General features: G+C 69.6%; 22 protein-coding genes and 3 pseudogenes. 17 read left to right on the top strand and 8 right to left on the bottom strand.

What is annotated here, in order from left to right; all coding sequences use genetic code 11:
* The first annotated feature begins 14 nt into the window (after nucleotides 1-14).
* The 7 genes from ACQPZF_RS25275 (at nucleotide 15) to ACQPZF_RS25245 (ending at nucleotide 9,017) form a co-directional block, all read left to right on the top strand.
* Nucleotides 15-1,298 carry a lysine N(6)-hydroxylase/L-ornithine N(5)-oxygenase family protein gene (locus ACQPZF_RS25275; protein WP_433260857.1) on the top strand — a complete coding sequence of 428 codons (1,284 nt, stop codon included), beginning with the start codon at nucleotides 15-17 and terminating at the stop codon, nucleotides 1,296-1,298.
* Nucleotides 1,298-2,842, top strand: coding sequence for a class I tRNA ligase family protein (locus ACQPZF_RS25270; RefSeq protein WP_433260855.1), 1,545 nt, complete (start codon nucleotides 1,298-1,300; stop codon nucleotides 2,840-2,842). Before ACQPZF_RS25275 ends, ACQPZF_RS25270 begins: the two co-directional genes overlap by 1 nt.
* Nucleotides 2,842-3,867 carry an FAD-dependent oxidoreductase gene (locus ACQPZF_RS25265; RefSeq protein WP_433260853.1) on the top strand — a complete coding sequence of 342 codons (1,026 nt, stop codon included), beginning with the start codon at nucleotides 2,842-2,844 and terminating at the stop codon, nucleotides 3,865-3,867. Before ACQPZF_RS25270 ends, ACQPZF_RS25265 begins: the two co-directional genes overlap by 1 nt.
* Nucleotides 3,864-5,153, top strand: coding sequence for an MFS transporter (locus ACQPZF_RS25260; RefSeq protein ID WP_433260851.1), 1,290 nt, complete (start codon nucleotides 3,864-3,866; stop codon nucleotides 5,151-5,153). Before ACQPZF_RS25265 ends, ACQPZF_RS25260 begins: the two co-directional genes overlap by 4 nt.
* Nucleotides 5,150-6,466: an ATP-grasp domain-containing protein gene (locus tag ACQPZF_RS25255; RefSeq protein ID WP_433260849.1), complete on the top strand. Its 1,317-nt coding sequence runs from the start codon at nucleotides 5,150-5,152 to the stop codon at nucleotides 6,464-6,466. Before ACQPZF_RS25260 ends, ACQPZF_RS25255 begins: the two co-directional genes overlap by 4 nt.
* Nucleotides 6,463-7,683 (top strand): acyl-CoA dehydrogenase family protein, encoded by a 1,221-nt coding sequence (locus ACQPZF_RS25250; protein ID WP_433260847.1) that lies wholly within the window; start codon nucleotides 6,463-6,465, stop codon nucleotides 7,681-7,683. Before ACQPZF_RS25255 ends, ACQPZF_RS25250 begins: the two co-directional genes overlap by 4 nt.
* Before the next feature lie 83 nt (nucleotides 7,684-7,766).
* Nucleotides 7,767-9,017 (top strand): ATP-grasp domain-containing protein, encoded by a 1,251-nt coding sequence (locus ACQPZF_RS25245; RefSeq protein ID WP_433260845.1) that lies wholly within the window; start codon nucleotides 7,767-7,769, stop codon nucleotides 9,015-9,017.
* Between the two features lie 103 nt (nucleotides 9,018-9,120).
* Here ACQPZF_RS25245 and ACQPZF_RS25240 read toward each other — a convergent pair whose 3' ends face one another.
* A complete protein-coding gene (locus ACQPZF_RS25240; protein WP_433260843.1) occupies nucleotides 9,121-9,549 on the bottom strand; it encodes a hypothetical protein in 429 nt (142 codons plus the stop codon).
* Between the two features lie 199 nt (nucleotides 9,550-9,748).
* Between ACQPZF_RS25240 and ACQPZF_RS25235 the strand changes: the two genes are divergently transcribed.
* Nucleotides 9,749-10,120, top strand: a complete 372-nt coding sequence (locus ACQPZF_RS25235) for a YciI family protein (RefSeq protein WP_433260841.1) — start codon at nucleotides 9,749-9,751, stop codon at nucleotides 10,118-10,120.
* Entirely contained in the window at nucleotides 10,117-11,394 is a 1,278-nt protein-coding gene (locus tag ACQPZF_RS25230; protein ID WP_433260839.1) for an RNA polymerase sigma factor, read from the top strand. Before ACQPZF_RS25235 ends, ACQPZF_RS25230 begins: the two co-directional genes overlap by 4 nt.
* Before the next feature lie 18 nt (nucleotides 11,395-11,412).
* Here ACQPZF_RS25230 and ACQPZF_RS25225 read toward each other — a convergent pair whose 3' ends face one another.
* The 3 genes from ACQPZF_RS25225 to ACQPZF_RS25215 are packed head-to-tail and all read right to left on the bottom strand — an operon-like array spanning nucleotide 11,413 to nucleotide 16,681.
* The gene (locus tag ACQPZF_RS25225; RefSeq protein ID WP_433274688.1) at nucleotides 11,413-14,259 is read right to left on the bottom strand and encodes a BTAD domain-containing putative transcriptional regulator; all 2,847 of its coding nucleotides are present in this window, start codon (nucleotides 14,257-14,259) and stop codon (nucleotides 11,413-11,415) included.
* 34 nt (nucleotides 14,260-14,293) lie between these two features.
* Nucleotides 14,294-14,923, bottom strand: a complete 630-nt coding sequence (locus ACQPZF_RS25220; RefSeq protein WP_433260837.1) for a TetR/AcrR family transcriptional regulator — start codon at nucleotides 14,921-14,923, stop codon at nucleotides 14,294-14,296.
* A 39-nt stretch (nucleotides 14,924-14,962) separates the two neighbouring features.
* Nucleotides 14,963-16,681: an amidohydrolase gene (locus ACQPZF_RS25215; RefSeq protein WP_433260836.1), complete on the bottom strand. Its 1,719-nt coding sequence runs from the start codon at nucleotides 16,679-16,681 to the stop codon at nucleotides 14,963-14,965.
* Between the two features lie 176 nt (nucleotides 16,682-16,857).
* On the opposite strand from ACQPZF_RS25215, the gene ACQPZF_RS25210 reads away from it, so the two are divergent.
* Both ACQPZF_RS25210 and ACQPZF_RS25205 read left to right on the top strand, forming a co-directional pair.
* Nucleotides 16,858-17,181, top strand: coding sequence for a YbjQ family protein (locus ACQPZF_RS25210; RefSeq protein ID WP_433260834.1), 324 nt, complete (start codon nucleotides 16,858-16,860; stop codon nucleotides 17,179-17,181).
* Nucleotides 17,141-17,227: a hypothetical protein gene (locus ACQPZF_RS25205; protein WP_433274686.1), complete on the top strand. Its 87-nt coding sequence runs from the start codon at nucleotides 17,141-17,143 to the stop codon at nucleotides 17,225-17,227. The genes ACQPZF_RS25210 and ACQPZF_RS25205 overlap by 41 nt, the downstream gene beginning before the upstream one ends.
* Nucleotides 17,228-17,698: 471 nt before the next feature.
* On the opposite strand, the pseudogene ACQPZF_RS25200 reads toward ACQPZF_RS25205, so the two are convergent.
* Together ACQPZF_RS25200 and ACQPZF_RS25195 are read right to left on the bottom strand one after the other, a co-directional pair.
* Nucleotides 17,699-18,115: pseudogene (locus ACQPZF_RS25200) on the bottom strand (transposase); the annotation flags it as partial.
* Nucleotides 18,116-18,201: 86 nt separating this feature from the next.
* Nucleotides 18,202-18,462 (bottom strand): annotated as a pseudogene (locus ACQPZF_RS25195) (transposase); the annotation flags it as partial.
* Between ACQPZF_RS25195 and ACQPZF_RS25190 the strand changes: the two are divergent.
* The 3 genes from ACQPZF_RS25190 to ACQPZF_RS25180 are packed head-to-tail and all read left to right on the top strand — an operon-like array spanning nucleotide 18,461 to nucleotide 19,259.
* Nucleotides 18,461-18,733 (top strand): DUF4158 domain-containing protein, encoded by a 273-nt coding sequence (locus ACQPZF_RS25190; protein ID WP_433260832.1) that lies wholly within the window; start codon nucleotides 18,461-18,463, stop codon nucleotides 18,731-18,733. The pseudogene ACQPZF_RS25195 and the gene ACQPZF_RS25190 overlap by 2 nt on opposite strands.
* Nucleotides 18,730-19,074, top strand: coding sequence for a hypothetical protein (locus ACQPZF_RS25185; protein WP_433260830.1), 345 nt, complete (start codon nucleotides 18,730-18,732; stop codon nucleotides 19,072-19,074). The genes ACQPZF_RS25190 and ACQPZF_RS25185 overlap by 4 nt, the downstream gene beginning before the upstream one ends.
* Nucleotides 19,056-19,259 carry a hypothetical protein gene (locus ACQPZF_RS25180; RefSeq protein ID WP_433260828.1) on the top strand — a complete coding sequence of 68 codons (204 nt, stop codon included), beginning with the start codon at nucleotides 19,056-19,058 and terminating at the stop codon, nucleotides 19,257-19,259. Before ACQPZF_RS25185 ends, ACQPZF_RS25180 begins: the two co-directional genes overlap by 19 nt.
* A 452-nt stretch (nucleotides 19,260-19,711) precedes the next feature.
* Here the strand turns inward: ACQPZF_RS25180 and ACQPZF_RS25175 are convergent, their stop codons facing one another.
* Together ACQPZF_RS25175 and ACQPZF_RS25170 are read right to left on the bottom strand one after the other, a co-directional pair.
* On the bottom strand, nucleotides 19,712-22,126 hold the full coding sequence (locus ACQPZF_RS25175) for a hypothetical protein (RefSeq protein WP_433260826.1): 2,415 nt from the start codon (nucleotides 22,124-22,126) through the stop codon (nucleotides 19,712-19,714).
* A 91-nt stretch (nucleotides 22,127-22,217) separates the two neighbouring features.
* Nucleotides 22,218-22,403: a hypothetical protein gene (locus tag ACQPZF_RS25170; RefSeq protein WP_433260824.1), complete on the bottom strand. Its 186-nt coding sequence runs from the start codon at nucleotides 22,401-22,403 to the stop codon at nucleotides 22,218-22,220.
* Nucleotides 22,404-22,774: 371 nt separating this feature from the next.
* Here ACQPZF_RS25170 and ACQPZF_RS25165 point away from each other — a divergent pair.
* The 3 genes and pseudogenes from ACQPZF_RS25165 to ACQPZF_RS25155 all read left to right on the top strand — a co-directional run.
* Nucleotides 22,775-23,035: pseudogene (locus ACQPZF_RS25165) on the top strand (transposase); the annotation flags it as partial.
* Nucleotides 23,036-23,097: 62 nt separating this feature from the next.
* The gene (locus ACQPZF_RS25160) at nucleotides 23,098-23,742 is read left to right on the top strand and encodes a transposase (RefSeq protein WP_433260822.1); all 645 of its coding nucleotides are present in this window, start codon (nucleotides 23,098-23,100) and stop codon (nucleotides 23,740-23,742) included.
* A gap of 93 nt (nucleotides 23,743-23,835) precedes the next feature.
* Nucleotides 23,836-25,206: a glutamate decarboxylase gene (locus ACQPZF_RS25155; protein ID WP_433260820.1), complete on the top strand. Its 1,371-nt coding sequence runs from the start codon at nucleotides 23,836-23,838 to the stop codon at nucleotides 25,204-25,206.
* The last annotated feature ends 3 nt before the right edge of the window (nucleotides 25,207-25,209 follow it).

Here is a 25,209-nt window from a genome sequence, read left to right as displayed (position 1 = left end):
TTGAGGTGGGATGTGTGACTGACCAAGAAGTCGGCGTACTGGCGATCGGCGCGGGACCGGCGAACCTCGCGCTGGCGGTGGCCATCGAGGAATCCGGTTCGGACGAGCTGACGCGCGGCACGCTGCTGCTGGAGCAGAGCCCGGACATCAAGTGGCAGCGTGATCTGCTGATGCCGTGGGCCCGCAGCCAGGTCTCGTTCCTGAAAGACCTGGTGACCTTGCGCAATCCGCGCAGCCGGTTCTCGTTCCTGAACTTCCTGCACGACCAGAACCGGCTCGACGAGTTCGTCAACCTCGCTACGTTCAACCCGTTCCGCTGGGAGCTGTCCGACTACCTCCAGTGGGTGGCGGCCAACCTGGAGAAGGTGCGGATCCGCTACAGCGTCCGGGCCGAGACGATCGAGCCCACCCGCGACGCGGACGGCCTGATCTCCGGGTGGACCGTGCGGCTCACCGGGGGCGACACGATCCGCTGCCGCGACCTGGTCATCGGCGGAGGCCGCGACCCGCACGTGCCGGAGGTGTTCGCGGACCTGCCGAAGGACCGCATCGTGCACAGCGCCCAGTACAACTCGCGGATCGCGCAGGTGCCCAAGGACCGGAAGATCCGGCCGGTCGTCATCGGCGGAGCGCAGAGCGCCGCGGAGATGTTCATGGCGCTGCACCAGAACCTGCCGCTGAGCGAGCCGACCATCGTCATCCGGTCGATCGGCTTCCAGTCCTACCAGACCAGCAAGTTCGTCAACGAGCTGTTCTACCCGTCGTTCGTGGACGACTTCTACAACAGCCCGGCCGAGGTGCGGGCGCAGATCCTGGACGAGATGCGGCTGACCAACTACGCGGGTCTGGCGCCGCCGTTCCTGGAAGAGATCTACCTGATGCTGTACCAGCAGAAGCGCCTCGGCCCGCGGCGCTCCACCGTGCGGGCGATGACCGAGGTGGTCGGCGCCCGGATGGCCGGCGACGAGGTGGTGCTCAACCTGCGTGACCGCAAGACCGGCAAGGTCGAGCCGCTGCACTGCGACCTCGTGCTGCTGGGCACCGGCTACGACGCGGGCATGCCGCGCCTGGCGCGGGCGCTGGCGGAGAAGGCCGGGCTGTCCGAGATCTCGGTCAGCCGCTTCCACCGGGTGGAGATGGGCGAGGCGGCCTGGGGCGGGCTCTACCTCCAGGGCGTCAACGAGGAGACGCACGGCATCGCGGACTCCCTGATCAGCGTGCTGGCCCACCGGTCCCACGACATCCTCGGCGACCTGCTCGCGCGCCGGGCGGTCCCCACCAAGCTCAGGAGCGCGTGATGGAGGAGTTCAAGCGCACCGTGGTGATCTCGCCCGCGCCGACGGCGAACGGCGACCTGCACGTGGGGCACCTGGCCGGCCCGTTCCTGGCCGCCGACGTGTGCGTCCGCTTCGCCCGCTCGCTCAACCGCGAGGCGCTGCTGGCCACCGGCATGCACTTCACCCAGAACTACGTCGTCACCACGGCCAAGCGGCTGGGCGTGGACCCGGAGGAGCTGCGGCTGCGCTCGGCCGACGAGGTCTCGCGGACGCTGGCGGCGCTGGGCATCGACATCGACGCGTTCGGCTGCGTGGACGACCGGTTCGTCAAGATGGTGGTCAACTTCTACGACCGGCTGCGGGCCAAGGACAAGCTGGTGCTGAAGTCGGTGAAACTGCCGTACTCCAGCGCCACCGGCGAGTTCCTGACCGACTCCTACGTGCGCGGCACCTGCCCGTTCTGCCTGGCGGAGAACTGCGCCGGGCTGTGCGAGAGCTGCGCGCACCCCATCCTGCCCGGCGACCTGATCGACCCGCGCTCCACGCTGGACCCGGACGACCCGGTCACCTACCGCGAGGCCCGGGTGCTGGTCTTCCCGGTCGAGGACTACCGGGCCGAGCTGGAGGAGTACTTCGCCCGGCAACGCCCGAGGATGCGGCCCCGGATGGCGCTGCTGATCGACAAGCTGCTGTCCGAGCCGCTGGTCGACGCGATCATCACGCAGCCGATCACCTGGGGCATCCCGGCCCCGTTCCCGGACACCACGGGCCAGGTCGTCTACGCCGACCTGGAGGGCATGCCGTGGAGCATGTACTGCACGGCGCTGGCGGCCGAGGCGCACGGGGCCGTGCTGTCCGCGGACGACGAGCTGTGGCTGGCGGGCTCCGGCACCCGGGTCGTCTACTTCCTGGGCACGGACGCGGTCTACCCGTTCGCCGTGGTCGGCACCGCGATGCTGATCGCGCTGGGCGACTACGTGCTGGCCGACCAGTGGGTCAGCAACGAGTTCTACGAGCTGAGCAACGAGAAGTTCTCCACCAGCCGCGGCCACGTGATCTCCGGCCGGGACCTGGTGGCCGAGGTGCCGCGCGACCTGGTCCGCTTCCACCTGTCCGTCACCGGGCCGGAGTTCCAGCGCACCGACTTCACCCGGGAGGCGCTGGACCGGATCACCACACTGCGGCTGGTGGACCCGTGGAACCGGGTGGTGGACAAGGTGGACGAGTGGGTCGGCCAGGGCCCGTTCCCGGTGTCGGCGGCGTCGCGGGCCGTCGGGTACCGCATCTTCGAGCGGTTCCGGGACGACTTCGACCTGGCGCACTTCAGCCTCACCCACGCCGCCCACACCATCACCGAGCAGTTGGCCCGGCTGGACCGCCGGCAGGTGACCGCCGAGGACGTCGGCGACTTCTGCTACGAGGTCGAGGTGTTCCTGCGCTGCGCCGCGCCGATCCTGATCGACCTGGCCGCCGAGGCGCTGCCGGACACCGTGCTCGCCGAACCGGAGGGCGCCACCCAGTACACGCCGATCAAGCTGCCTCGGCTGACCGGGGTCGGTGGCTGATGGCGGCGGTCGTCATCGTCGGCGGCGGGGTCACCGGGCTGGTGACCGCGGTCGAGTGCGCGCTCGCCGGGCACCTGGTGACCGTGCTCGACGGCGGAGCGATCCCGAACCCGGCGTCGAGCTCCCACGACCAGCACCGGGCGATCCACGCGCTCACCCCGGGCGACGTCCCCGCGAGCCGGCGCATGGCGGCTGCCCAGCGCCGGTGGCGGGAGTTGGAGGCGGTGCTGGCGACGCGGTTCTACCGCCGGGTCGGCATCGTCTCCGCGGTCGCCGAGGACCACGTCGACGCGGCGGTCGCCACCGCGGCTGCCGCCGGCCTGCCGGTGACCACCACCGATCCGGCGGAGCTGCCGCACGTGACGTTCCCGGCGGGCGCCGTCGGCGTCGTCGAGACCGATGCGGGCGTGCTGCTCGCCGAACGCGTGCTGCGCGCGGCGGCGGAGTGGTTGGCGGGCCGGGAGAACGTGCGGCTGCGTCCCGGCCGCACCGTGACGTCGGTCGACAGCGGGCGCGTCCGGGCAGGCGGCGAGGTCTTCGGGGCCGATCTCGTGCTGGTCGCCGGCGGGCCGTGGACCCGGGACCTGGTCGGCCCGGCGGTCACGCTGCTCCGGCAGACGATGGTGTACCTGAGACCGCCGGAGCATCTGCGGCACTGGTGGGAGGCCGCGCCGGGAGTCGGTCGCATCGGCCCGGACGGACGGGCCTGGCTCGTGCCACCCGGTGCGGGCACGCTGTTGAAGATCAGCACCGACGCCGTGTGCCGCGAGGTGTCCACAGTGGATTCGGATGATGGAACCGACTGGGCACAACGGGTTCTCGACGCGCGAATACTGTCCGATGTGGACGGATATACCGTAGTGGCCGTCAAGGACTGCCACTACGCGACCACCGAGGGCGGCGCCGTCCTGACCGAGGCGTTACCCGGCGTGTGGGCACGGCCGGCCTGCGGCGGCAACGGGTTCGCCTCGGCTCCGCTGGCCGCGGGCCGGATCGTCGACGCGACGATGGAGGTGGCGGCGTGACCGACGCGAGGACCGGGGTGTTCGCGGTGCTGCGCGCGACCCCGACCCCGGTCGTGTACCTGCTCGGCGGCATGCTCGTCAACCAACTGGGCGCGTTCGTCCAGACGTTCCTGATCCTCTACCTGACCTTCCGCGGCGCGCCGCTGGAAGTCGCCGGCCTCTGCCTGACCGCCTACAGCGTCGGGTCGATCTTCGGCGGGATGCTGGGCGGCGAGCTGACCCACCGGATCGGCTCCCGCGCCACGATCGTGGCGGCCATGGGCTGTGCGGCGCCACTCGTGGCGCTGATCCCCCTGGTCGGCGATTCGCCATCGCAGTGGGCGCTGTACGCGGTGGTCGCGCTCGCCGGCCTGGCCACCCAGGCGTACCGGCCGGCCGCGGCGGTGTTGCTGAGCGACCTGATGCCGGAACGGCACAAGGTCATGGGCTTCTCGATGATGCGGATCGCGCTGAACGTCGGCGCGGCCGTGGCGCCGATGCTCGCGGCCGTGCTCATCCTGGTGGACTGGAACCTGCTGTTCTGGGTGGACGCCGCCACCGCGGCCCTGTGGGCGCTGCTGGCGTTCACGGTGCTGCCGAAGGACACCCCGGCACACCGCGAGGACCCCGAGCCCGGCCGCGAGCCCGAGCCGGTTCTGAGCGCCCGCGCGGTGTACGCGACGATGGTCCGGGACCACCGGTTCCTGTGCTTCCTGGCAGCAAGCATGTCCGGCATGGTCGTCTACGGCGCGTCGGTCGCCGTGCTGCCGCTCAACATCGTCGCCGAGGGCTACCCGACGAGCTTGTACAGCACGGTCCTGATGATCTCCTCGATCGTGCTGATCACCTGCGAGCTGAAGATCACCACGTACATCGTGCGGCTCCCGAAGAGGTTCGCCGGGTTCTCCGGCAACGTCGTGAGCGGCGCGGGGTACCTGCTCTACGGGTTCCTGGGCGAGCACCCGGCCTTCGTGATCGTCGGCGTGCTGCTGGTGACGAGCGGGGTGATGGTCCACGGGCCGAGCACGTCCTCCCACCCCGCCACGTTCCCGGTCCCGTTGCGCGGCCGGTACGTCGGGACGCGGGAGACGCTGATGGGCGTCGGGGCGGCGCTGGGCCCGCTGGTGGGCCTCTTCGTGTGGACCACGTACGGCGGCCCGGCGTTCTGGGGCTTCTGCGCCCTGCTGTCCCTGGTCGCGGGCTCGCTGCACCTGCACGGCCTCAAGCAGGTCCCCGTGCCGGAGTCGGCACGCGACCCGGAGTCGGCACGCGACACGGAGTCGGACATCGTGGGAGGGAAGGCATGAACGAGTCGAACGGTGTGCTGCTGGTCATCGGCAGCGGGCTGAAGATCTACCGCGAGTACCTGGTCGCCTCCATCCACCGGCGCGCCCGGGCGGCGGGCCTGCGCCTGGTGCTGCTGAACAACCTCAAACCCACCTGGCAGCGCGCCTACTTCGACGAGATCGTCCTCACCAACGTGTTCGACCCCGGGGAGATGCTCGCCGCCGCCCGCGAGGTCGCCGCGCGGCACCGGATCGTCGGCCTGATGTGCTGGGACGAGCCGGTCGTGCTCGCCGCGGGTGAACTCGCCGCCGAACTCGGCGTGCCGGGGCTCGGCGTGGACGGTGTCCGCGGCTGCCGGGACAAGAACCGCACCCGGTCCGTGCTCACCGCCGAAGGCCTGGTGCAACCGGGCTTCGCGCTGACCGCCAGTCTGGCGGAGGCCCGGGAGGCGGCGCGGCGGATCGGCTACCCGGTGGTGCTCAAGCCGCGGTCCATGGGCGCCAGCATCGGCGTCGTGTTCGCCGCCGACGAGTCCGAACTGGACGCCGCGTTCGGCGTCGCGATGGGCGCGGCCACCGTCGACCAGAGCCGCTACCGCGCGGGCGCGCTGGTCGAGGCGTACGCGTCCGGGCCGGAGATCAGCGTCGACGCCGCCGTGCACAAGGGCGAGTACCTGCCGATGTTCCTGGCCCGCAAGCAGACCGGCGGCCACCCGTACTTCGAGGAGGTGGGCCACGTCGTCGACGCGGACGACCCGCTGCTGCACGACGCCGAACTGGTCGACGTCCTGGCACGGGCGCACCGCGCGCTCGGCGTGGAGGACGGCATCACCCACTCCGAGGTCCGGCTGACCGACCGCGGCCCGCTGATCATCGAGGTCAACGGCAGGCTCGGCGGCGACCTGATCCCGTTCCTCGGCCGGACCGCCACCGGTATCGACCCCGGCGAGGTCCTGTTCGACGTGGCCACCGGGAACCGGCCCACCGTCGCGATGAGCAAGCACGCGGTGGCTGGCATCCGGTTCGGCTACCCCGACCGGGACTGCCTGGTGCACACCGTCACCGTGCCGGACGAGGCGCCCGGCCTGGTCGCCGCGTCGCCGATGATCACCTCCGGCACGACCCTCCGGCTGCCACCCGGCGGCTACCTGGCCCGCCACTCGTTCGTGGTGTGCGCGGCCGACGACACCCGCACCTGCGCCGAGCACCTGGACACCGCTGCCGCCCTGGTGCGACTCGACGCCGAACCCGTCGACCCACCCGCGCCCGGCGCGGCCTTCGAGATGCCCGCAGGACTGCTCGACGTGGACGAAGAAGAGGGAGTTCCCGCATGACGATCACCGAGCCGGCGCGCGCCGAGGCGACGCTGACCGGAGCCGAGATCCTGGCCAACGCCAAGGCGCTCGTCCCGATCCTGCGCAAGCGGTCCGCCGAGATCGAGCGGAACCGGCGGCTGCCCGACGACGTGGTGGAGATGCTGCGCGACGCGGGTGTCTTCCGGATGTGCTTCAGCCGGGCGTGGGGCGGCCCGGAGATGACCTCGATGGAGCAGGTCGAGGTGATCGAGACCATCGCCTACGGCGACTCGTCCGCGGGCTGGTGCGCGAAGCTCGGCTCGGACATCGGTCTGCACGCCAACTTCCTGGACCAGGACGAGGCGCGCCGGATGTTCCGCCTCGACATGCACACGGCGGCCGTGATCATGCCGATCGGGCGTGCCGACAAGGTGCCCGGCGGCTTCCGGCTCAGCGGCCGGTGGCCGTTCGGCAGCGGCTCCACGCACGCCGACTGGGTGGGCTCGGGCGCCTTCGTGTACGAGAACGGCGAGCCCTACGCCAGCCCGGACGGCAGCAACCCGCACGAGTCGCGGCTGTTCTTCGTGCCGGGCGGGCAGATCGAGAGCATCGACAACTGGCACACCCTCGGCCTGCGCGGGTCCGGTAGCTGCGACTACCGGATCAACGACGTGTTCGTGCCGGACAACCACACCCTCACGTTCGACAGCCCGAAGGTGCCCAACGGGCCGCTGGTGCAACCCGAGGTGATCCAGCGCAGCATGTGCGGCGTCTCGCTCGGCATCGCCCGTGCCGCGCTGGACCACGCCCGCGAGGTGATCGCGACGCGGGTCGACCGGATGACCGACACGCCCTGGTCGCAGCTCGAAAGGGTGCAGATCGCCCTGGCCGAGTGCGAAGCCGAGTACTACTCGGCCCGGTCCGGTGTGTACAAGGCGCTGGAGCGGGTGTGGGAGGTCACCGCCGACGGCGTGGGCACGCTGGACGACCTCACGCCCGACGAGCGGGGCGCGCCGGCGCTGACCGGCTGGCAGGCGTTCGGCATGGCCCGCTCGGTCACCCGGCAGCTCTGCGACCTGCTCGGCGCCTCGACGCTCCGGGACGACGACCCGCTGAACCGCTGGCTGCGCGACGCTTCGGCGATCCGCCAGCACGTGACCGCGGGGGACCGGGTCACCCAGTCCGTCGGCGCGTACCTGTTGGGCGCCAAGCCGAGCCTGCGGATCATGCTCGGCATCGTGGACAAGCCGGCGTAGGTGGCCCCCGCCGCGCCCGCGTGGGCGGGAGACCTCCCACGCCGGGCGCGGCGACCCCGGCTCGACCCGACCATGGAGGGGACATGACAGATCGGCCCGTGTTGATCGTCGGTTTCGTGACGCCGGTGTTCCGGGACCTGGCCGGTACGGCGCCCGCGGGGTCCGTGCTGGTGGTGGAGGAGCCGGACGTGGCGCGCAAGCGTGATCTGGGCGCCAAGTGCGAGGGCAACGCCGCCGTCGGCGGCCTCATCCGGTGGGAGTACACCAGACCGGGGTCGGCCGACGACTTCCACGCCGCCCACCCGGACCTCGACCCGGCGGCGGTGGTCCCGCTGGTCGAGTACGCGACCCCGTTCGCCGCCCGGCTCGCCGAGCGGTACGGACTGCCCGGCGCGGGTTCCGAGGCCGCCCGCACCCTGCGCGACAAGGCGCTGCTGCGCCGCGTGACCGCGCGGGCGGGGGTGCCCAACCCCGAGAGCGTCACCGTGCGCGGCCCGGCGGACGTCACGGCGTTCATGGCGGCGCAGGGCGGCGGGCCGGTCGTGATCAAGCCCGCGAACCGGCAGGCGGCGGTCGGCACCCAGGTCGTCCACGGCCCGGCGGAGGTGGCGGACGCGTGGGCGGCGTGCGTCGAGCAGGACGAGGGCGTCTTCGTGCCCGACAAGCCGATGGAACTGCGCATGCTGGCCGAGCGGTACCTGCACGGGGCGGAGTTCAGCGTCGAGATGCTGGTCCGCGACGGCGAGCCGCTGTTCGCGAACGTCACCGGCAAGCAGCTCTTCCCGGGCCCGCGCCCGGTGGAGCTGGCGCACATCGTGCCCGCCGACATCCCCGACGACCTCGCCGGGCTGCTGGGGGAGCGGACCAGGCAGGTGCTGGCGGCGGTCGGCTACGGCACCGGCATCGTGCACTGCGAGTGGATCGTCGGCGACGGGGAACCGCACCTGGTGGAGTGCGCGGGACGCATCCCGGGCGACGGCATCATGGAGATCATCGACCGGGCTTATCCGATGAAGCTGTTGCAGGCGTACTTCTCGCTGATGAAGGGGGAGGAGCTGCCTCCGCTGCCGCGGCGCGCCACCGGCGGTGCCGCGGTGCGCTTCGTGGAGATGGCTCCGGGAGTGGTCGAGGCGGTGCGCGGCGTCGACCAGGCGCGGCAGGTCGACGGTGTGTTCCTCGTGGACGTCCCGGTCGGGCCCGGCCACCGGTTCTCGCACCTGCGCAGCTCGTGGGACCGCGCCGGTCTGGTGATGGCTGCCGCGGACAGCCCCGCCGAGGCTCTGCGACGCGCCGAGAAGGCAGCCGGCCTCGTGCGCATCGAAGTGGGCGCTTGAAGGTTCGGCGTTCGGTGAAGCTTGTCGAAGGTCGGACAGCCGTCTCGGCCGGGAGCGGTGATGTGGTCCGGAGGTCACCGCTCCCAGCCGGTCGGCGCCGGGCTCAGCTCCGGGTCATGGTGGACGGGTATCCGCCGCCGCCCGGGTAGACCCACTCCCCGGTGACCGCGGTGCCGTCGGCGCTGAACGTGCCCCGGTAGTACGCCGGGCTGCCCTTCGCGCCGCCCCAGATGGTCAGCGTGTCGCCGGCCAGTTCGTAGACGTAGTCGAGCGTGTTGCCGGTCGAGTCGTAGAACCGGGACACCACGTCCGCTCCGGTGGGCTCACCGAACGGGCGCAGGTTGCCGATCACCTCCAAGCCCGTGACCGGCTCGCCGAACTGGGTCAGCTCGACGTGCTGGAGCAGGAAGAACCGGCCGGGCATCCATTCGTACCGCACGGTTCCCTCGGCGCCGCCGGTCACGTTCCAGGCGCCGACCAGTCGGTCCAGGGCTCGCAGCTCGGCGCTCGGCTGGGGGGTCGTCTCGGACATCTCGTCCTCCTCGGGTCGTTTGCTGTGTGCCGGTACCTCGGAGCCGGCATCCCGGTCTCGACACCCGCTTTCAGTGACGCGCGTCACAGTCGGGTCGGGTCGAGATCCACGAGCCGGCGACGTGGTGGCGGCAAGCGCTCACCGAGCCTCGGGTGGCCACGTACGGTTGCCCGAGTACTACCGAGGAAGAGGGACAACCGTGAAGTACCTGCTGCTCAGCTACACCCCGGCCGCCGCGTGGGACGCCGCCACCGCCGACACCCCGTCCGAGGAGGCGCTGGCCGCGTTCGCCGTCTACCAGGAGTTCGAGCGGGAACTGGTCGAGACCGGCGAGTTCGTCGGCAGCGAAGGGCTCGGCCACCCCGCGGTCAGCACCACGGTCCGCAGGACCGCGGACGGCGTGGTGGCGACCGACGGCCCGTTCGCCGAGCTGAAGGAGGTGCTGGCCAGCTTCGCCGTGATCGACGTGGCGAGCCACGAGCGCGCCGTAGAGATCGTCGCGCGCATCGTCGACGCGCTGGGCGAGCCGATCGAGATCCGCCCGATCATGGGCGACGACTTCGGCGCATGACCCGTCCCACCGAGGAGGTCGAGCGCCTGCTGCGCACCGAGGCGCCGCAGGTGCTCGGCGCGCTGGTGCGGCGCTTCGGCCGGTTCGACATCGCCGAGGACGCGGTGCAGGAGGCGTTGCTCGCCGCGATCCGGACGTGGCCCGCCGACGGCGTGCCGGAGAACCCGCGCGCTTGGCTGATCCGCATCGGCTACCGGAAGATGGTCGACCTGCTCCGCGCCGACCAGGCGCGACGCAGGCGCGAGCGGGAAGCCGGCCTGGCCGACCTGGCGATGGGCGAGCCGGCCCGGCACGCGGGCCCGCCACCGGACACCGACGACAGCCTCACCCTGCTGCTGCTGTGCTGCCACCCCGCGCTCAGCCCCGCTTCCCAGGTGGCGCTCACGCTGCGCGCGGTGGGCGGCCTGACCACCGCCGAGATCGCCCACGCCCACGGCACCACCGAGAACACCATGGGCACCCGGATCAGCCGTGCGAAACAGCAACTGGCCCGCGCGGGGGCCCGCTTCACCCCGCCGACCGACGCCGACCGGGACAGCCGGCTCGCCGCGGTCGCGCAGGTGCTCTACCTGATCTTCAACGAGGGCTACACGACCTCGTCCGGCGACGCGCTCACCCGCGTCGACCTGACCCACGAGGCGATCCGGCTCACCCGCATGCTGCACGCCGGCCTGCCCGCCGACGACGAGGTGGCCGCCGAGGTCACCGGCCTGCTCGCGCTGATGCTGCTCACCGAGGCACGGCAGCCGGCCCGCACGGGCGACGACGGCGAACTCGTGCCACTGGAGGAGCAGGACCGGACGCGATGGCGCCCCGACCTGATCCGGGAAGGCACCGGACTGATCGACGGCGTCTGGCTCCGCCGCCGACTCGGCCCGTACCAGGTGCAGGCGGCGATCGCGGCCGTGCACGCCACCGCCTCGTCGCCCGAGCGGACGGACTGGCCGCAGATCGCCGCGCTCTACCTGTGGCTCGAACGACTCGCGCCCACCGCTCCGGTACGGCTCAGCCGGGTCGTCGCGGTGGCTCGGGCCTACGGGCCCGAACGAGGGCTGGCACTGCTCGACGACCTCAACCGGAGCCATCACCTGGACCGGAACCCGCTGACCCACCAACGAGAACGCGCGGTCCGCGCGCACCTGCTCCAGATGACCGGCGACACGACGGGTGCCGCAGCCTTCTACCGCCAAGCGGCGACCCTCACCGGCAACCACGTCGAACAGCGATACCTGCACGACAAGGCCGACCACCTCGACCCGCCGGATCGCCGGTGAATCGACACCGGCGGCAGGTCAAGGGCCGGCGGTCGAGCCAGGGGAGTTGCCGGCGGTGTGGTCGAGGTCGTGGAGCCGCTGCCGGATGCGGTCCGCGTCGTCGGCTCGGTGCTGCGCCTGGAGGAGGTCGGTCGCCCGCCGCCAGGCGTCACGCGCCTCGTCGTGCCGGCCGAGGGTCGCGTACAGGTCGCCCAGGTGCTCCAGGATGTTCACTTCGTCCTCGGAGTTGCCGATGCGCCGACTCAAATCGAGTGCGAGGCCGTAGTGTTCGAGCGCGTCCTCGTACCGGCCCGTGCGGTGCGCGATGTACCCGAGCGTGTCTGTCGCGTCGGCTTCGCCTTCGGTGTCGCCGAGCGCTCGGAACAGGTCGACGGCCCGTTCGCCGTGGGCTTGCGCTTGGTCGTGAAGACCGATGCGGGCCGAGTACCAGCCCGCCTGGTTGTGCGCGTCGGCCTGGCCGTGGACGGAGCCGAGGATCGTGTACTGCCTCAGGGCGTGCAGGGTGTGTTCCAGCGCCCGTTCGTCGTCCCCCTGCCTCGACCACGCCCACCCGATCATCGTCTGGGTCAGCGCCTGCTGCCGGATCGCGTCGTCGACGTGCCCGGTCAGCGCGAGCGATCTTCGGAGGTGGTCCATGGCCTGGTCGTGCCGCCCGGTCCGGATGCACGCCCGGCCGACCAGCCGGTGGGCTCTGATCAGGAGGTCGGGCTCGTCCAGGTGCTCGGCGGCGTCGAGCCCGGCCAGGCAGAGGGCGAGGTGGTCGCGCTGGTCGCCGCGCCGGGACTGCAGGTTGGTCAGCAGCCGGGTCAGCCGCCACACGGTCCGGTGCGACCCGCTTTCGACGGCGAACCGGTGGACGGCGAGGAGGTTGCCGTATTCGGTGTCCTGCCAGGCCACCGAGGCGTCCACGCTGTCCATTCGCCGTGGCAGGCAGCCTGCCGCCGGTTCGCTGATCTCGATGGGCAGTTGGTGCTCGTTGAGCAGCCGATCGGCCGAGTGCGCGGTGTGCAGGTAGAAGTCGACCAACCGGCGCAGCGCCGACTGCCTGAGGTCGGCGGGGACGTCGCGGCGGCCTTCCTCGGCCGCGTACAGCCGAACGAGGTCGTGCATGCGGTAGCGGCCCGGCGTCGTCTCCGCGATGAGGTGGGACTTCTCCAGCTCCCGCAACAACTTCCGTGCCTCCGCCGCAAGCTGCGCGGTCAGCGAGGCCACGGCGTCCAGGGTGAGGTCGGCGGCCGGCGCGAGTCCCAGCAGCCCGAAGCAGGTGGCCGCCCCGGTGCTCAGGGCGTGGTACGACCAGGAGAACACCGCCCGCAGGTTCCAGGTCACCTCGCCGGTGTCCAGCGCGTCGAGTCCGGCCGACTGGTCGGACAGCTCCTCGGCCAGCGCGGCGAGCGGGCGGTCCGGGTAGGTCGCGGCGCGGGCGGCGAGGATGCCCAGGGCCAGGGGTAGTCCCGCGCAACGCCGGACCATCTCCCGCACGGCATCCGGTTCGGCGTCGACCCGATCGACGCCCAGGCGTCGGATGAGCATCTCCCTGGCCTCGTCCGCGGTGACCACGTCCAAGGCCACGGGGAACACGTCGTGCGCGGCGACCAGGCCGGTGAGGCGGTTGCGGCTGGTGATCAGCACGACGCAGGTCGCGCCGCCGGGCAGCAGCGGGGCGACCTGGTCGGTGGTGGCGGCGTTGTCCAGCACGATCAGCATCCGCTTGCCCGCCACCAACGTCCGGTACAGCCCGACTTGGGCGTCGAAGCCCGACGGGACCGCGGTGGGCGCGACGCCGAGCGCGTCGAGGAAGGCGCGCACCGCCACCTCGGGCGGCATCGGCTGCCCCGAGGGGTCGAAGCCGCGCAGGTCGACGTGGAGCTGCCCGTCGGGGAACCGGTCCAGGTTGCGGTGCGCCCACGTCAGGGCGAGCCACGTCTTGCCGATCCCGCCGGTGCCGCCGATCGCCGAGATCACCACCGTCGCTCCCGCCACCGTTCCGGAGCCGCCGTCCGGACCGGCGGTGGCCAGGGCGCGGTCCAGTCCGGCCAGCTCGGCGACGCGGCCGGTGAACAGCCGGGGCGCGGCCGGCAGTTGGCGGGGCGCCACCGCCGACCCGTGCGCGGTCGTCGTGGAGTGGGCGAGGCCGGGATCGGCGGTGAGGATGCGGTGGTGGAGTCGGCGCAGGAGCGGCACGGGGTCGGCGCCCAACTCCTCGGCGAGCCGGCCGCACAGCCGTCGGTAGTGGTCGAGGGCGTCGGCCTGGCGTCCGTTGCGGTACAGGGCCAGCATTAGCTGGCCGGCGAGGCGTTCGTCCAGCGGGTGCCGTGCCGCGCGGTCGGTCAGAACGGGTAAGAGATCGGTGTGGCGACCGCGGCGCAGGGCCACGTCGGTGTGGTCCAGTTCCGCGGCCAGGCGTTGGTCGCCCAGGGTGGTCCGTAGCTGTTCGGCCCAGGGCGTGTCCAGCTCGGGCAGCGGCTCGCCCTCCCACAGCCGCAGCGCCCGCTCGTACAGCGCCAGGGCGTGCTCGTCGTTCGAGGTCCCGGCCAGGGTGCGGAGGTGGTGCCAGCGGTGCAGGTCGACGGTCTGCTCGTCGAGGGCGAGCCGGTAGCCGCCGGGGCCGCGCTCCAGCCGCACCCCGTCGATCCCGGTCAGGGCCTTGCGCAGCCGGGTCAGGTAGCCGTACAGCGTCTCCCTGCCCCGTAACGGTGGACGCGCGCCCCACACCCGGTCGAGCAGCCGCTCGACGGTGACCGGGTGGTTGGCCTCCACCAGCAGCACGCCCAGCACTCCGCGTTGCCGCCGGTGCCCCAGGTCGACCGGCCCACCGTCCCCGCGCCCCCGCACACCGCCCAGCAGTCGGAAGTCCACCACCATCACCAATCGGTCCGTCGGCCGAGCACCACGCCGCTCAGGCGGACCGGTAGATGGCCGACGCCCAGATGTCGGCCAGCGACCGGATCATGGCGTCCGAGGACGCCCACCCGCGATCGGGTTGCAGCGAGTTCACGTAGAAGCAGCGTTCGTTCATCCACACCAGGGTGGTGGCGAGTTCGCGAGCGTCGTGACCGGCCGGCGCGACCCCCGCCGCCCGGTCGGCCACGATCTTCGCGGACGCGCCGGCGATCAGGCGGTCCATCATGTGCTCGAAGGCACGGGCGAGTTCGGGCTGCTCGGGATAGGCGCGGGCGACCGTGCGCAGCACCGGGCCGTGGGTCAGGAAGACGCGATAGACCGCCGACAACGCCGTGTAGAGGGAATCGGCGGCATCCCCGGCCGCGGCGTCCACTTCGAGCCAGTGCCGCTCGAATTCCCCGTACACGTCACCGAGGATCCGCTCGAACAACGCGGCCACGACGGCGTGCTTGGACTCGAAGTAGAAATAGAACGTCGCCCGGGACACCCCGGCCTCGCCGAGGATGTCGGAAACCGCCACGTCCTCGATGGAGCGGTCCGCCAGAATTCTGCCGACCGCCTCCACGATGGCTACTTCGACCGACCCGTCCCGCTGCACACCACGGGACGCACGCCTGGGCGTCATCGGCGCACGCGGGCCTGTCCGGGAATCATGTCGCCGATCCTAGAGGACGCCTTCGTCGTGCACCGGACGCCCGCCGAGCATGGTCAGGTGCACCTTCGTGTCCTTCAGGTCGTCGGTCGGAGTGGTGAGCGGATCGCGGTCGACGACGATCAGGTCCGCGTGCCCGCCCGCCTCCAGCGTGCCGATTCCCTTCCAGCGCAGGATTCGGGCGGCCGACCGGGTCCACGTGGCCAGCGCCTGCTCGCGGTCGATGACCTGGGCCGGGCCGTCGTTGCGGTCGCCGAAGACGCCGCGGTGGGTCTGCGCGAACGCGATGTGCTCGAACACGTTCGCGGGCCCCCAGTCGGTGCCGCAACCGACGTCGAAACCGTGGTCCAACTCGCGTCGCAGCGGAATCAGGTTCTTGAGGTAGTCGCTGCCCAGCCGTTCCCGGAAGGTGTGCATCTTGAAGTGGGAGAAGGACATGCTGGTGGTGATCTGGAATCCGAGGTCGCGGTAGCGGCGGCACTGCTCGTCGTCCATGAAGTAGGCGTGCTGGAGAATCCACTGCTGTTCGGAGAAGTCGCCGAACTTGCGCCGGGCGGTCTCCAGGTGTTCCAGCGCGATGCCGTGCTCGCGGTCGGCCACCGAGATCAGGTTCATCCGCATCCCGCGCTCGGCCGCGAACTCGACCATGAGCCGGCCCTTCCACTCCGGGATGAACTCGATGCCCTTCGTCCACTCGCCGTAGGGCCCCCGGTGGCTGCGGTCGAGGACCATCATGCCCGGGTTGAACGGACCGCCCCGGGTGCACAGGAAACTCTCCGTCCGGAACATGTCACCGGAGAGATCCTGAACGCGGTAGGCGAGTTCCAGCCGCTGCACCAGCTCGGTTTCGGTCAGCGCGACGGAGTTCGGCAGTCCGTGCGGCTCGGCGTCGGGTGTGCACAGGACGCGGGTGGTCAACGTGCCCGCGTTGCCGTGCTGGCGGTAGACGTCGATGAGCGGCCAGTCCATCATGTGGCCCTCGAAGACGGCCGTGACGCCCCTGCGGTTCGCCTCGGCCATCCCGCTCCTGGCCCCCTCGTACCAGTCCTCCGGTGACACGCCGTCGATCCGCGCCAGGACGGAGTCCCACCACGGCTCGTTGTTGTAGTAGTTGTTCACCGGCCCGAGCAGCCGGCCGGTCGGCTCGCCGTCCGCGTCCTTCTCGACCGAGACCCGGCCGACCCGGTCCGGCGTGTTCCTGGAGACCTGGATGTTCCACAGTCCACGTGTGTTCAGCACGGTCACGGCCGGGTTGACCGGGGCCCAGGCCTGGATCCAGACCGGGTGGTCCGGCGCCGCGGCGTCCAGCAGGTGCCGGGTCGGCAGCTCTCCTTCGGCCAGGTCGCGGTAGGAGCGGCGGAGGAAGTAGTGCGGTTCCCCGATGGGCGAGCAGCGGATCCACTGCCCTTTGGGCGTTCTCGCGGCGGCGGCGCTGATCCGTGCGGCGATCTCACCGTGGTCGCGGCAGTCGAACAGGTCCACCACCGAACGCTTGATGCCGCTCCAGTGGATCAGGTGCGGGTGCATGTCGATCAGTCCGGGCAGCACGGTGGCGCCCGCCAGGTCGACGGTCCTGGCCTGGTCGCCGGCGGCGGCCCGCATGTCCTGCTCGGTGCCGGTGGCCACGACCCGGCCGTCCCGCACGACGATCGCGTCGGCGACGGCCTTGTCCTGGCGCATCGTGACCACTCGGCCACCGTGGAACAACGTGGCGCGGTCATCCCTGGTCATCCGGTTTCCTCCTCATCGACGCTGACGAGATGGCAGATACTATGTCCGGACACTGCATCCGGACAAGGTGTATGGCAGTGCGTCCACTGAGGACATCCGGCGGGGTGCGCCCGGTCGCGGGGTGCTTTCATGGAGGGGGACCGACGCAGGCGCACCAGAGGGAGAGGTAGGCGGCGATGACGATCGACGACTTCGGCGGCGGCCAGTCGGCGGATCAGGACGTGCTGGTGGTGACCACCAACGAGGTGCCCGGTTACCAGGTGCGGCAGGTGATCGGCGAGGTCTTCGGCTTGACGGTGCGGTCGCGGCACGTGGGCGCCCTGATCGGCGCGGGCCTGAAGTCGATCTTCGGCGGGGAACTCAAGGGGCTGACCAAGACCCTGGTCGACAGCCGCAACGAGGCGATGTCGCGACTCGTCGAGCAAGCGCGGAGCCGGGGGGGCCAACGCGATCCTGGCGATGCGCTTCGACGTGACCGAAGCCGCGGACGTCGGCACTGAGGTGTGCGCGTACGGCACTGCCGCCGTCATCGAGAAGACGCAGTAACGCGTCTCCGAGCGGCGGTGTGGCAGATGAGGGACAGCACTTTGGCGTGGTAGTGGGGAAGGCCTGTAACGAGTGTCCGAGGGCGCGTGGCCTGCCTGCACGTTCGCGAAGTTGGCGACGCTGAACTGCGACCGCAGGTTCGGGTCGATCGCCGGCCGCTGACCCGCCGGCACCCGAATGAGCTCTGCGTGCGGCCCTTCGTGCAACGGGTTGGCGGTCACCAGCGACTTCAGCTCCCGACGGCTCGTGGACGACGCCCGCGACGCGGTGTTCGTCGCCGGTCCGGGAACCAGGTGGGCGTGGGGCGGGTGATCTGTCGGTCACGCAGCGCCACCAGCCTGAAGTGCAACGTTGTCGCCGAAATGCAGTAGTGATGCCGAGCAGGTTATTAGTAGCTGTTTCCGAGCTACTGGGTTGGGTGAGTCGGTGGCTGGTGATGCGGATCATGGACCAGCGGACCATGGCCTCGTGGTGGTGGCGTAGTCGTTCGTAGTCGCGGACGCAGCGGCGGTTTCCGGTGATCCACGCCAGAGTCCGCTTCACCACCCAACGTCTGGGCAGTACGGTGAGGTACGGCAGTTGCGGGCGTTGGACGACTTCCACCCGCAGGCCGAGGGTTGCGCGAGCCCAGTCGAACAGAGGGCCGGTGTAGCCGCCGTCGACCCATACCAACCTCACCCGCTCACCGGCGGTGGCGCGCATCCGCCGCAACAGGCTGCGGGCGGCGACGCGGTCCTGGGTGGAGGCCGGGGTGACAAGCACCGCTACCAGCAAGCCCGTCGTGTCCACGACGATGTGGCGCTTGCGGCCGGTGACCTTCTTGCCACCGTCCCAGCCGCGCGTGGCCCGGCCGACGGTCTCGGCGGCGCGCACCGATTGCGAGTCCATGACCGCCGCCGACGGCGCCGCCACCCGGCCCTCCCCCCGGCGGACGCGGTCGCAGCCCGTCGAGCAACAGCCTGCGGCGCACCGACCTTCTCCCAGGCGGCGAAACGCTTGCAGACCGTCGGCCACGGCGGGAAGTCGGCCGGTAGAGCGCGCCACTTGATGCCGTTGTCGACCACATACAGGATCGCGTCCACGATCACCCGACGACAGTGCTTCTCCCACCGCCCACTGCGACCTGCCAGGCATGCGGGATCGGGCAGCAGCGGGTCGAGTTCGGCCCACTGGGCGTCGGTGGCATCGGTGGGATACCGAGCCGTCCGCACGGTGGGCTGGCGGGAAGCCGTCATGGCGCCGCCGGTGGCGGTGGCGCGGTTGGCTGGGCAGCTCGGGGTCGATCCGGGCAAGTTACGGGCTTACGGGCGGCGGGCGAAGACGTGGACGGATCATCTGCGGTTGGTGGCGCGGTATCTGGGGTGGCTGCTGCCGACGTCGTTGGCGCTCAAGGAGTTGGATGAGTTCTCGTTGGCGCGGGCGATGGAGCACGACTCGCCGACGTTGTTGTTCCGGCTGGGCTGTGAGTACCTGTTGTCGGCGAAGGTGATCGGCTGGGTCCGGTGACGGTCGTGGAACGGGTAGCGCACGCCCAGGCACGGGCGCAGCGGGAGACGTGGGACCGGCTGGCCGGGTGGTTCACCGGGGAGCGGTGTGCGGCGTTGGACGGGTTGCTGGTCGTCGACCCGGAGGTGAAGGCGACGCGGCTGCGGTGGTTGTCCACCGGGCCGGTGGAGGCGTCGCCCACGGCGGTGCGGGCCGAGGTGGCGAAGCTTGCGTTTCTGCGCGGGTTAGGCGCGGGCCGGTCGGATCTGTCGGTGGACGAGCCGGTCGTGGCACTTCGGGGGACGGGCTCGGCTCGTAGGCCCGTCAGTCGGACGCCGGTGGCGTGGTCGTCCAGGTGGTGAACACGCCGCTGTGCTGGCGGGCGACGGTGAACGTGGTGGGGCTGAACCTGTCCTCCGGGTCGTCGACGGTGATGAAGGGCGATGTCCGCCAGCGGAGCAGGACTGCGGCGCGGGCCGCGGTCAGGGCGGAGACGTGGTTGACGTTCAGCTCGACGGTGGGGGTCGTGGCAGGGCAGGGCGGTTAACGGTCGTCAACCAGCACGACCCGGTCAGGCCGTAGCCGCCGAGCCAGTCGGCGACATCGGCGTCGGTCTCGTCAGTGACGTTGATGTGCCAGAGCAGACGGTTGGATATGACCCGAGTTCGGCGGCTCCGGTGAGCAGCGTGGCGAGCACCTGCTCCAACGCGGCCCGGTCGAGGGGCTGCTTGTTGGACAGGTCCAGGTCCTCGACGTTGACTGCGAGCACCGCGGCGCCCGGCTGGCGAACTCGTAGAGCATCCGCCATAGCGTTTTCTCCGGCCAGCCGACTGCCGGGCCTGCAGAGCCCTGTTCACGGCAGTGCGGGCGGCACAACCACCGAACCGCTGGTGACGCCTCCACTCCGGCAGCACCATGTGAACCCGAGCGGCCGTCGAACCCTTGGTGTGCGCCACCACTTTGCCCATGACGAACGAACCGGTAGCGATATCGGCGACGCTACCCCCGGGTCAACGGCTCGTACTTGTCGATGATTTCCTGGAGCCTGCCGACGGCCTTGTTCAGGTCGTCTTGTCGCGTGGCGCTAAAGTTGTAGAAGTTGCGCAGATCGGTCTCAACCGATGCCCAGTAGTCCTTGTGCGCCTTTTGGGCGTCGGAGGACGGACAGTCCCAGCCGCCTCCCTTCTTTGGGTCGCACTTCTCGTACCAGACAGCACGCCATTCGTTCCTCGGCGGGAGGAAGGTGGCAGGGCGGCGCGGGAAGGAGTCGGACATGGGATCCTCGAACATGAGGTACGAACTATAGGTGCAGTACCCTCCCGAACAGTCGTGGGAGGTCGGTGTCTGCTCGATGGGCGAGCCGGAATAACGCATGCGCGAGTAGTACTTGTCCGAGATCGCGCCGATCTGCGTCTTGAGGTGCTTCTGGTAGTCCTTGGCAGCGTTGACGAGGTACACGGTTTTCGGCGACTTAAAGGTCGTTGCATCGTTGGACAGGAGGATGCTTACCTGGAGGTAGAGCAGATGGATCGTCATCCCCTGAATGAACGCCGGCAGTGCCAGGATTTTGAAGGGTGCCAAGCCGCCGGTGTCAAAATCGCCGTTCTGGAGTCTGCTGATCGCGGTCAGCAGCGGGTAGTTCGGTTCCAGTGCATTGGTTACCGTGCTCTTGATTTCGTTCAGGGTGTCGTTGTACGCCTTGCCCTGCTTGTAGTTGTACTCGTTCGCCACAGCAGCCTCGGCCTGTTGGCTGACCCACTTGGTGTAGGCCAAGATCTTCGTCATGTCATCGCGGATGTGGTCGACTGCGAGGTCCGCCTTGAGGATGTCGTCGAGAATTTTGGGAAGGTTGACCTGTTTAGGTGGGAATGAAACGGTGAGGATGGTGTTGAGCGCCAGGCCCACCGCACCGATGACGGCACCGTACGGGCCACAGGCGAACGCTATCATGCTCAGCGTGCCAAGGCACTGCTCGACGATGTCCAGCGGTACTGGAGAATCCTTGGCTTCGGCACGCCCATCGATCTCACTGGCGAGGCCGAACCCCTCTGCCAGGCATTCGTAGTCGCCAGTATTGCGGTCGATCTTGCTGCCCTGCACCACTACCGCCAATGCACCCTGGTCCGTGCTCCGGCTGTAGACTAGCGTGTACTGCTCGTTGCCTCCCCAGTGCGTTTGGAGGGCCGTCATGAATTCGGAAGTCACCTTTTCGTTCGGGCGAAGCGGGTAGCCCTTGCGCCACGCGGCGATCGCCTTATCTCGTCGCGCGATCAGTTGTTCCCGCTTCGTCTTGTCGAACTTGTCGAGCCACTGGTTGACCACGGATTCCTGAAACACCGGCAACTCCCCGCAGTGGAGTCGCAGTTGGGCGAACTCATGGGGGTCGTCAGTGCGGCGGCGACGCGGGTGCAGGCCGCGGATCGCCCGGCCTTTTCGGCGCACCCTACCGAAGTAGGTGATGGCGTACAGGAGGTTCGCACTGTCCCCCTTGCCCGGAAAGTGCAGTCGCGCACCGATTGGCACGCGCCGCGACTCGATGATCTGGTAGAGCGCCAACTCCACGACGTCGGCGGCGACCGGCCGCGACAACCGATTTCCGTTGTACCGGTAGGATACGACGAACTCGTACAGTGCTCGGGACTTGGGCTTTCCCGGCTTGGGCGTGAACTTCCAGTATGCGTCAACACAGGCTTGGACGGCTTTGGCCTTGTCCGCGCTGCTGTTCCACACAAACGCCTGCGCGGGTTTCTTCGCTGCAAGCTTCACGATTTCCACCATGAGCACCTGCCCCTGCAGTGAGGGGTCCCACCGGTCGGCTCGGCCCGCGAGGTGTGCCCACATCAAGCTGTCGTCCAGTGCCCACCACCGATCGAGCTGCTTCTGGACTTTCTTCTTTTGGTCGGGGGTGAGTGTGGAAGTCCCTCGGACCCCGGCCGCTACCTCGTCACCAAGCTCGAGCCCCTGGTTTTCCTTGATATACTTCAGCACCGCGATGACGGTCGGGCCGATCCCGTTGACCGTGGTGATGATTGCCAGGACGGCCAGCAGCCCTTTCGCGCGGCAGTAGAGCCGGCCTTTGCGTTTTTGCAGACCGATTTCCTCCTCGCGCTGCTTCTTCATCTCGTCGATCAATTCCTGGAGATCTTTCTTGATGCCGTCGGTGATCTTTTCGACCACGTTGTCGAGGCTGCGCCCGGCGCTGTCCATCCGGTCGATCGCCGTGATGTCGTCGACTCGCACGGAAACTTCCTGTGCGATCGGGTCGAGGACCTCCTGCAACTTCTTCCAGTCCTCGTCGGACAGCTTGAACAGTTCCTTGGCGGTGACCTTGACATCTTCTGTGACGTCGTCGCTGAACTCGCGGTCGGATCTGCGCCCTTCGCGGTCATCCATCTCGATCTCTGTTTCAGCCATTGCTTCTCCATGAATCATCAGTTGTGCGTACCGATGCGCGCGAGTCCCGGTACATTGGATGATCCTCGGGACTGTCCGGCGAACGCGGCGATCAGTCTTCGGTGAAGATGAGAAAGCCCGTGTGCTCCGGTGCGGACTGGCTGGTGATTGGGAAGAAACCTCCTGTTCGTTTTTCGGCGGCAATCACACTGGTCACTCGGCGGCGGCGGGTGTTGAGGTCGCGAATCCTGTCGTCGAGTTCCGTAGCCGGGTACACGTATTCGACTTCGAGGGACACGCCGGCCCTCCATTCATTGGTGGGTGCTGGATCTTCCGGTCCATTCAGGTTGCTAGCACCGCTGGGCCAGGGCAACCGGGCTGCGTGCTCTTCCCCCGCAGGTGCGCCAACCTCACCCAGAATGGTGACTCCTACCACTGTTCAGGCGCGGACCGTAGCGCGGTGCACAATGGAGGGGAATTATTCCGCAACCCGTCGCTGGGGCGACCGATCTGAGCCTGTTTTCGGCCTTGTCGGGTGGAGGCCGTTGGTGTGCAGACGAGGGAACTCCTGGTAGACCGGACGGTGTCTATGCACCGTTCCCTCAGGAGTTCCGTTGTTATCGTGCCCGACCCCCGCGGGTCCCACCGCGGGTGCCTTCTGCTGCCGCCATGACGGCTTCCCGCCAGCCCACCGTGCGGACGGCTCGGTATCCCACCGATGCCACCGACGCCCAGTGGGCCGAACTCGACCCGCTGCTGCCCGATCCCGCATGCCTGGCAGGTCGCAGTGGGCGGTGGGAGAAGCACTGTCGTCGGGTGATCGTGGACGCGATCCTGTATGTGGTCGACAACGGCATCAAGTGGCGCGCTCTACCGGCCGACTTCCCGCCGTGGCCGACGGTCTGCAAGCGTTTCGCCGCCTGGGAGAAGGTCGGTGCGCCGCAGGCTGTTGCTCGACGGGCTGCGACCGCGTCCGCCGGGGGGAGGGCCGGGTGGCGGCGCCGTCGGCGGCGGTCATGGACTCGCAATCGGTGCGCGCCGCCGAGACCGTCGGCCGGGCCACGCGCGGCTGGGACGGTGGCAAGAAGGTCACCGGCCGCAAGCGCCACATCGTCGTGGACACGACGGGCTTGCTGGTAGCGGTGCTTGTCACCCCGGCCTCCACCCAGGACCGCGTCGCCGCCCGCAGCCTGTTGCGGCGGATGCGCGCCACCGCCGGTGAGCGGGTGAGGTTGGTATGGGTCGACGGCGGCTACACCGGCCCTCTGTTCGACTGGGCTCGCGCAACCCTCGGCCTGCGGGTGGAAGTCGTCCAACGCCCGCAACTGCCGTACCTCACCGTACTGCCCAGACGTTGGGTGGTGAAGCGGACTCTGGCGTGGATCACCGGAAACCGCCGCTGCGTCCGCGACTACGAACGACTACGCCACCACCACGAGGCCATGGTCCGCTGGTCCATGATCCGCATCACCAGCCACCGACTCACCCAACCCAGTAGCTCGGAAACAGCTACTTACATTCTGCTGGCGAACCCATCGCACTCGCTCTTTCGTGCCGCAATACCGGGCGATACCGGAAACATCTTCACGCTACCGCCGCTCATGGAACAGAACATGATCGCCTCGTTCACCCAATAGGCGACACCTGTTCACCTGAACAGCGGCTAACCACTACGCCGGATGCGCGATAGACCTCATATCGGTCATTAAACACCGAAGAATGAGGTCGCCATGAGCCTGCAACGCGTGATCACCGACGAGCAGGACCTCCAGATCGCGCCCGTATTCGCGCAGCGAATCGACGAGGACGTCATCCCGAAGGGCAGGCTCCCCGAGAACCCCATGCCCGCGGGCGTCGCGGCGGGCATCGTGCATTCCAGGCTGTTGCTCGACGGCCGGGCGGCGCTCAACCTCGCCACGTTCTGCACGACGGCCGCCGAACCGGAGTTGGAGCGGATCTACGCGGAGACCGCCGCGATCAACCTGATGAACCGCGAGGAGTACCCGGCCAGCTCCGACATCGAGCAGGAATGCATCAACGCGCTCGCCAACCTGTGGCACGAGGACGACGGCCGGTTCATCGGCTGCTCCACGAGCGGCAGCTCGGAGGCCGCCATGCTCGCCGGGCTGGCCATGCTGCGCCGCTGGCGGGAGCGGGGCGGCACCGGCCGGCCCAACATGGTGTTCGGCAGCCACGTCCACGTCTGCTGGCCGAAGTTCTGCAACTTCTGGGACGTGGAAGCCCGGATGGTGCCGCTCGCGGAGGGCCGCACGACCCTCGACCCGGCGCTCACCGCCGAGGCGGTGGACGAGCACACGATCGGGGTCGTCGCGGTGCTCGGCAGCACCCAGGACGGGCGTTACGACCCGGTCGCGGAGATCGCGACCGCGCTCGACGGGGTGGCGGCCGACCGGGGGGTCGACGTGCCGCTGCACGTCGACGCGGCCAGTGGCGGGTTCGTCGCGCCGTTCCTCGACGTCGACTTCGCCTGGGACTTCGCGCTGCCCAGGGTGGTGTCGATCAACGCGTCCGGCCACAAGTTCGGCCTCGTCTACCCGGGGTCCGGCTGGTGCCTGTGGCGTGATCCCGAGTACCTGCCCGAATCGCTGATCTTCGACTGCAACGTGCTCGGCGGCCACCACCCGACGTTCACGCTCAACTTCTCCCGGCCGGCCTCCGGCGTGATCGCGCAGTACTACCAGTTCCTGCGCAACGGGCTGGCCGGCTACCAGCTCATCGCGCAGCGGTGCCAGGAGGTCGCGCGGCAGGTCGCGAAGGGCGTCCAGGCCATCGGGCCGTTCGAGATCGTCAGCGACGGCGAGGACCTGCCGGTGGTGGCCTTCAGCGTGCGCGACCCGGAGGCCGTGGGCTTCACCGCGTACCACCTCTCCGAGGCGCTCAAGAGCGACGGCTGGCACGTGCCCGCGTACAGCCTGCCGCCGAACCTGGAGCACGTGCACGTGCTGCGCGTCGTGTGCAGGCAGGGGTTCACGCTCGACCTCGCGTCCAAGTTCCTCGAAAGCCTCGCCAAGCACGCCGACCGGCTGGCACGCCACCCGTTCCCGCTGCCCGAGGCGACCGCGCCGTCGTTCGCGGACTGACAC

Source organism: Actinosynnema sp. CS-041913, assembly GCF_050942485.1.
GTDB lineage: Bacteria > Actinomycetota > Actinomycetes > Mycobacteriales > Pseudonocardiaceae > Actinosynnema.
The sequence above is the reverse complement of the archived record's forward strand: the minus strand, read 5'-3'. Positions and strand labels throughout refer to the sequence as shown.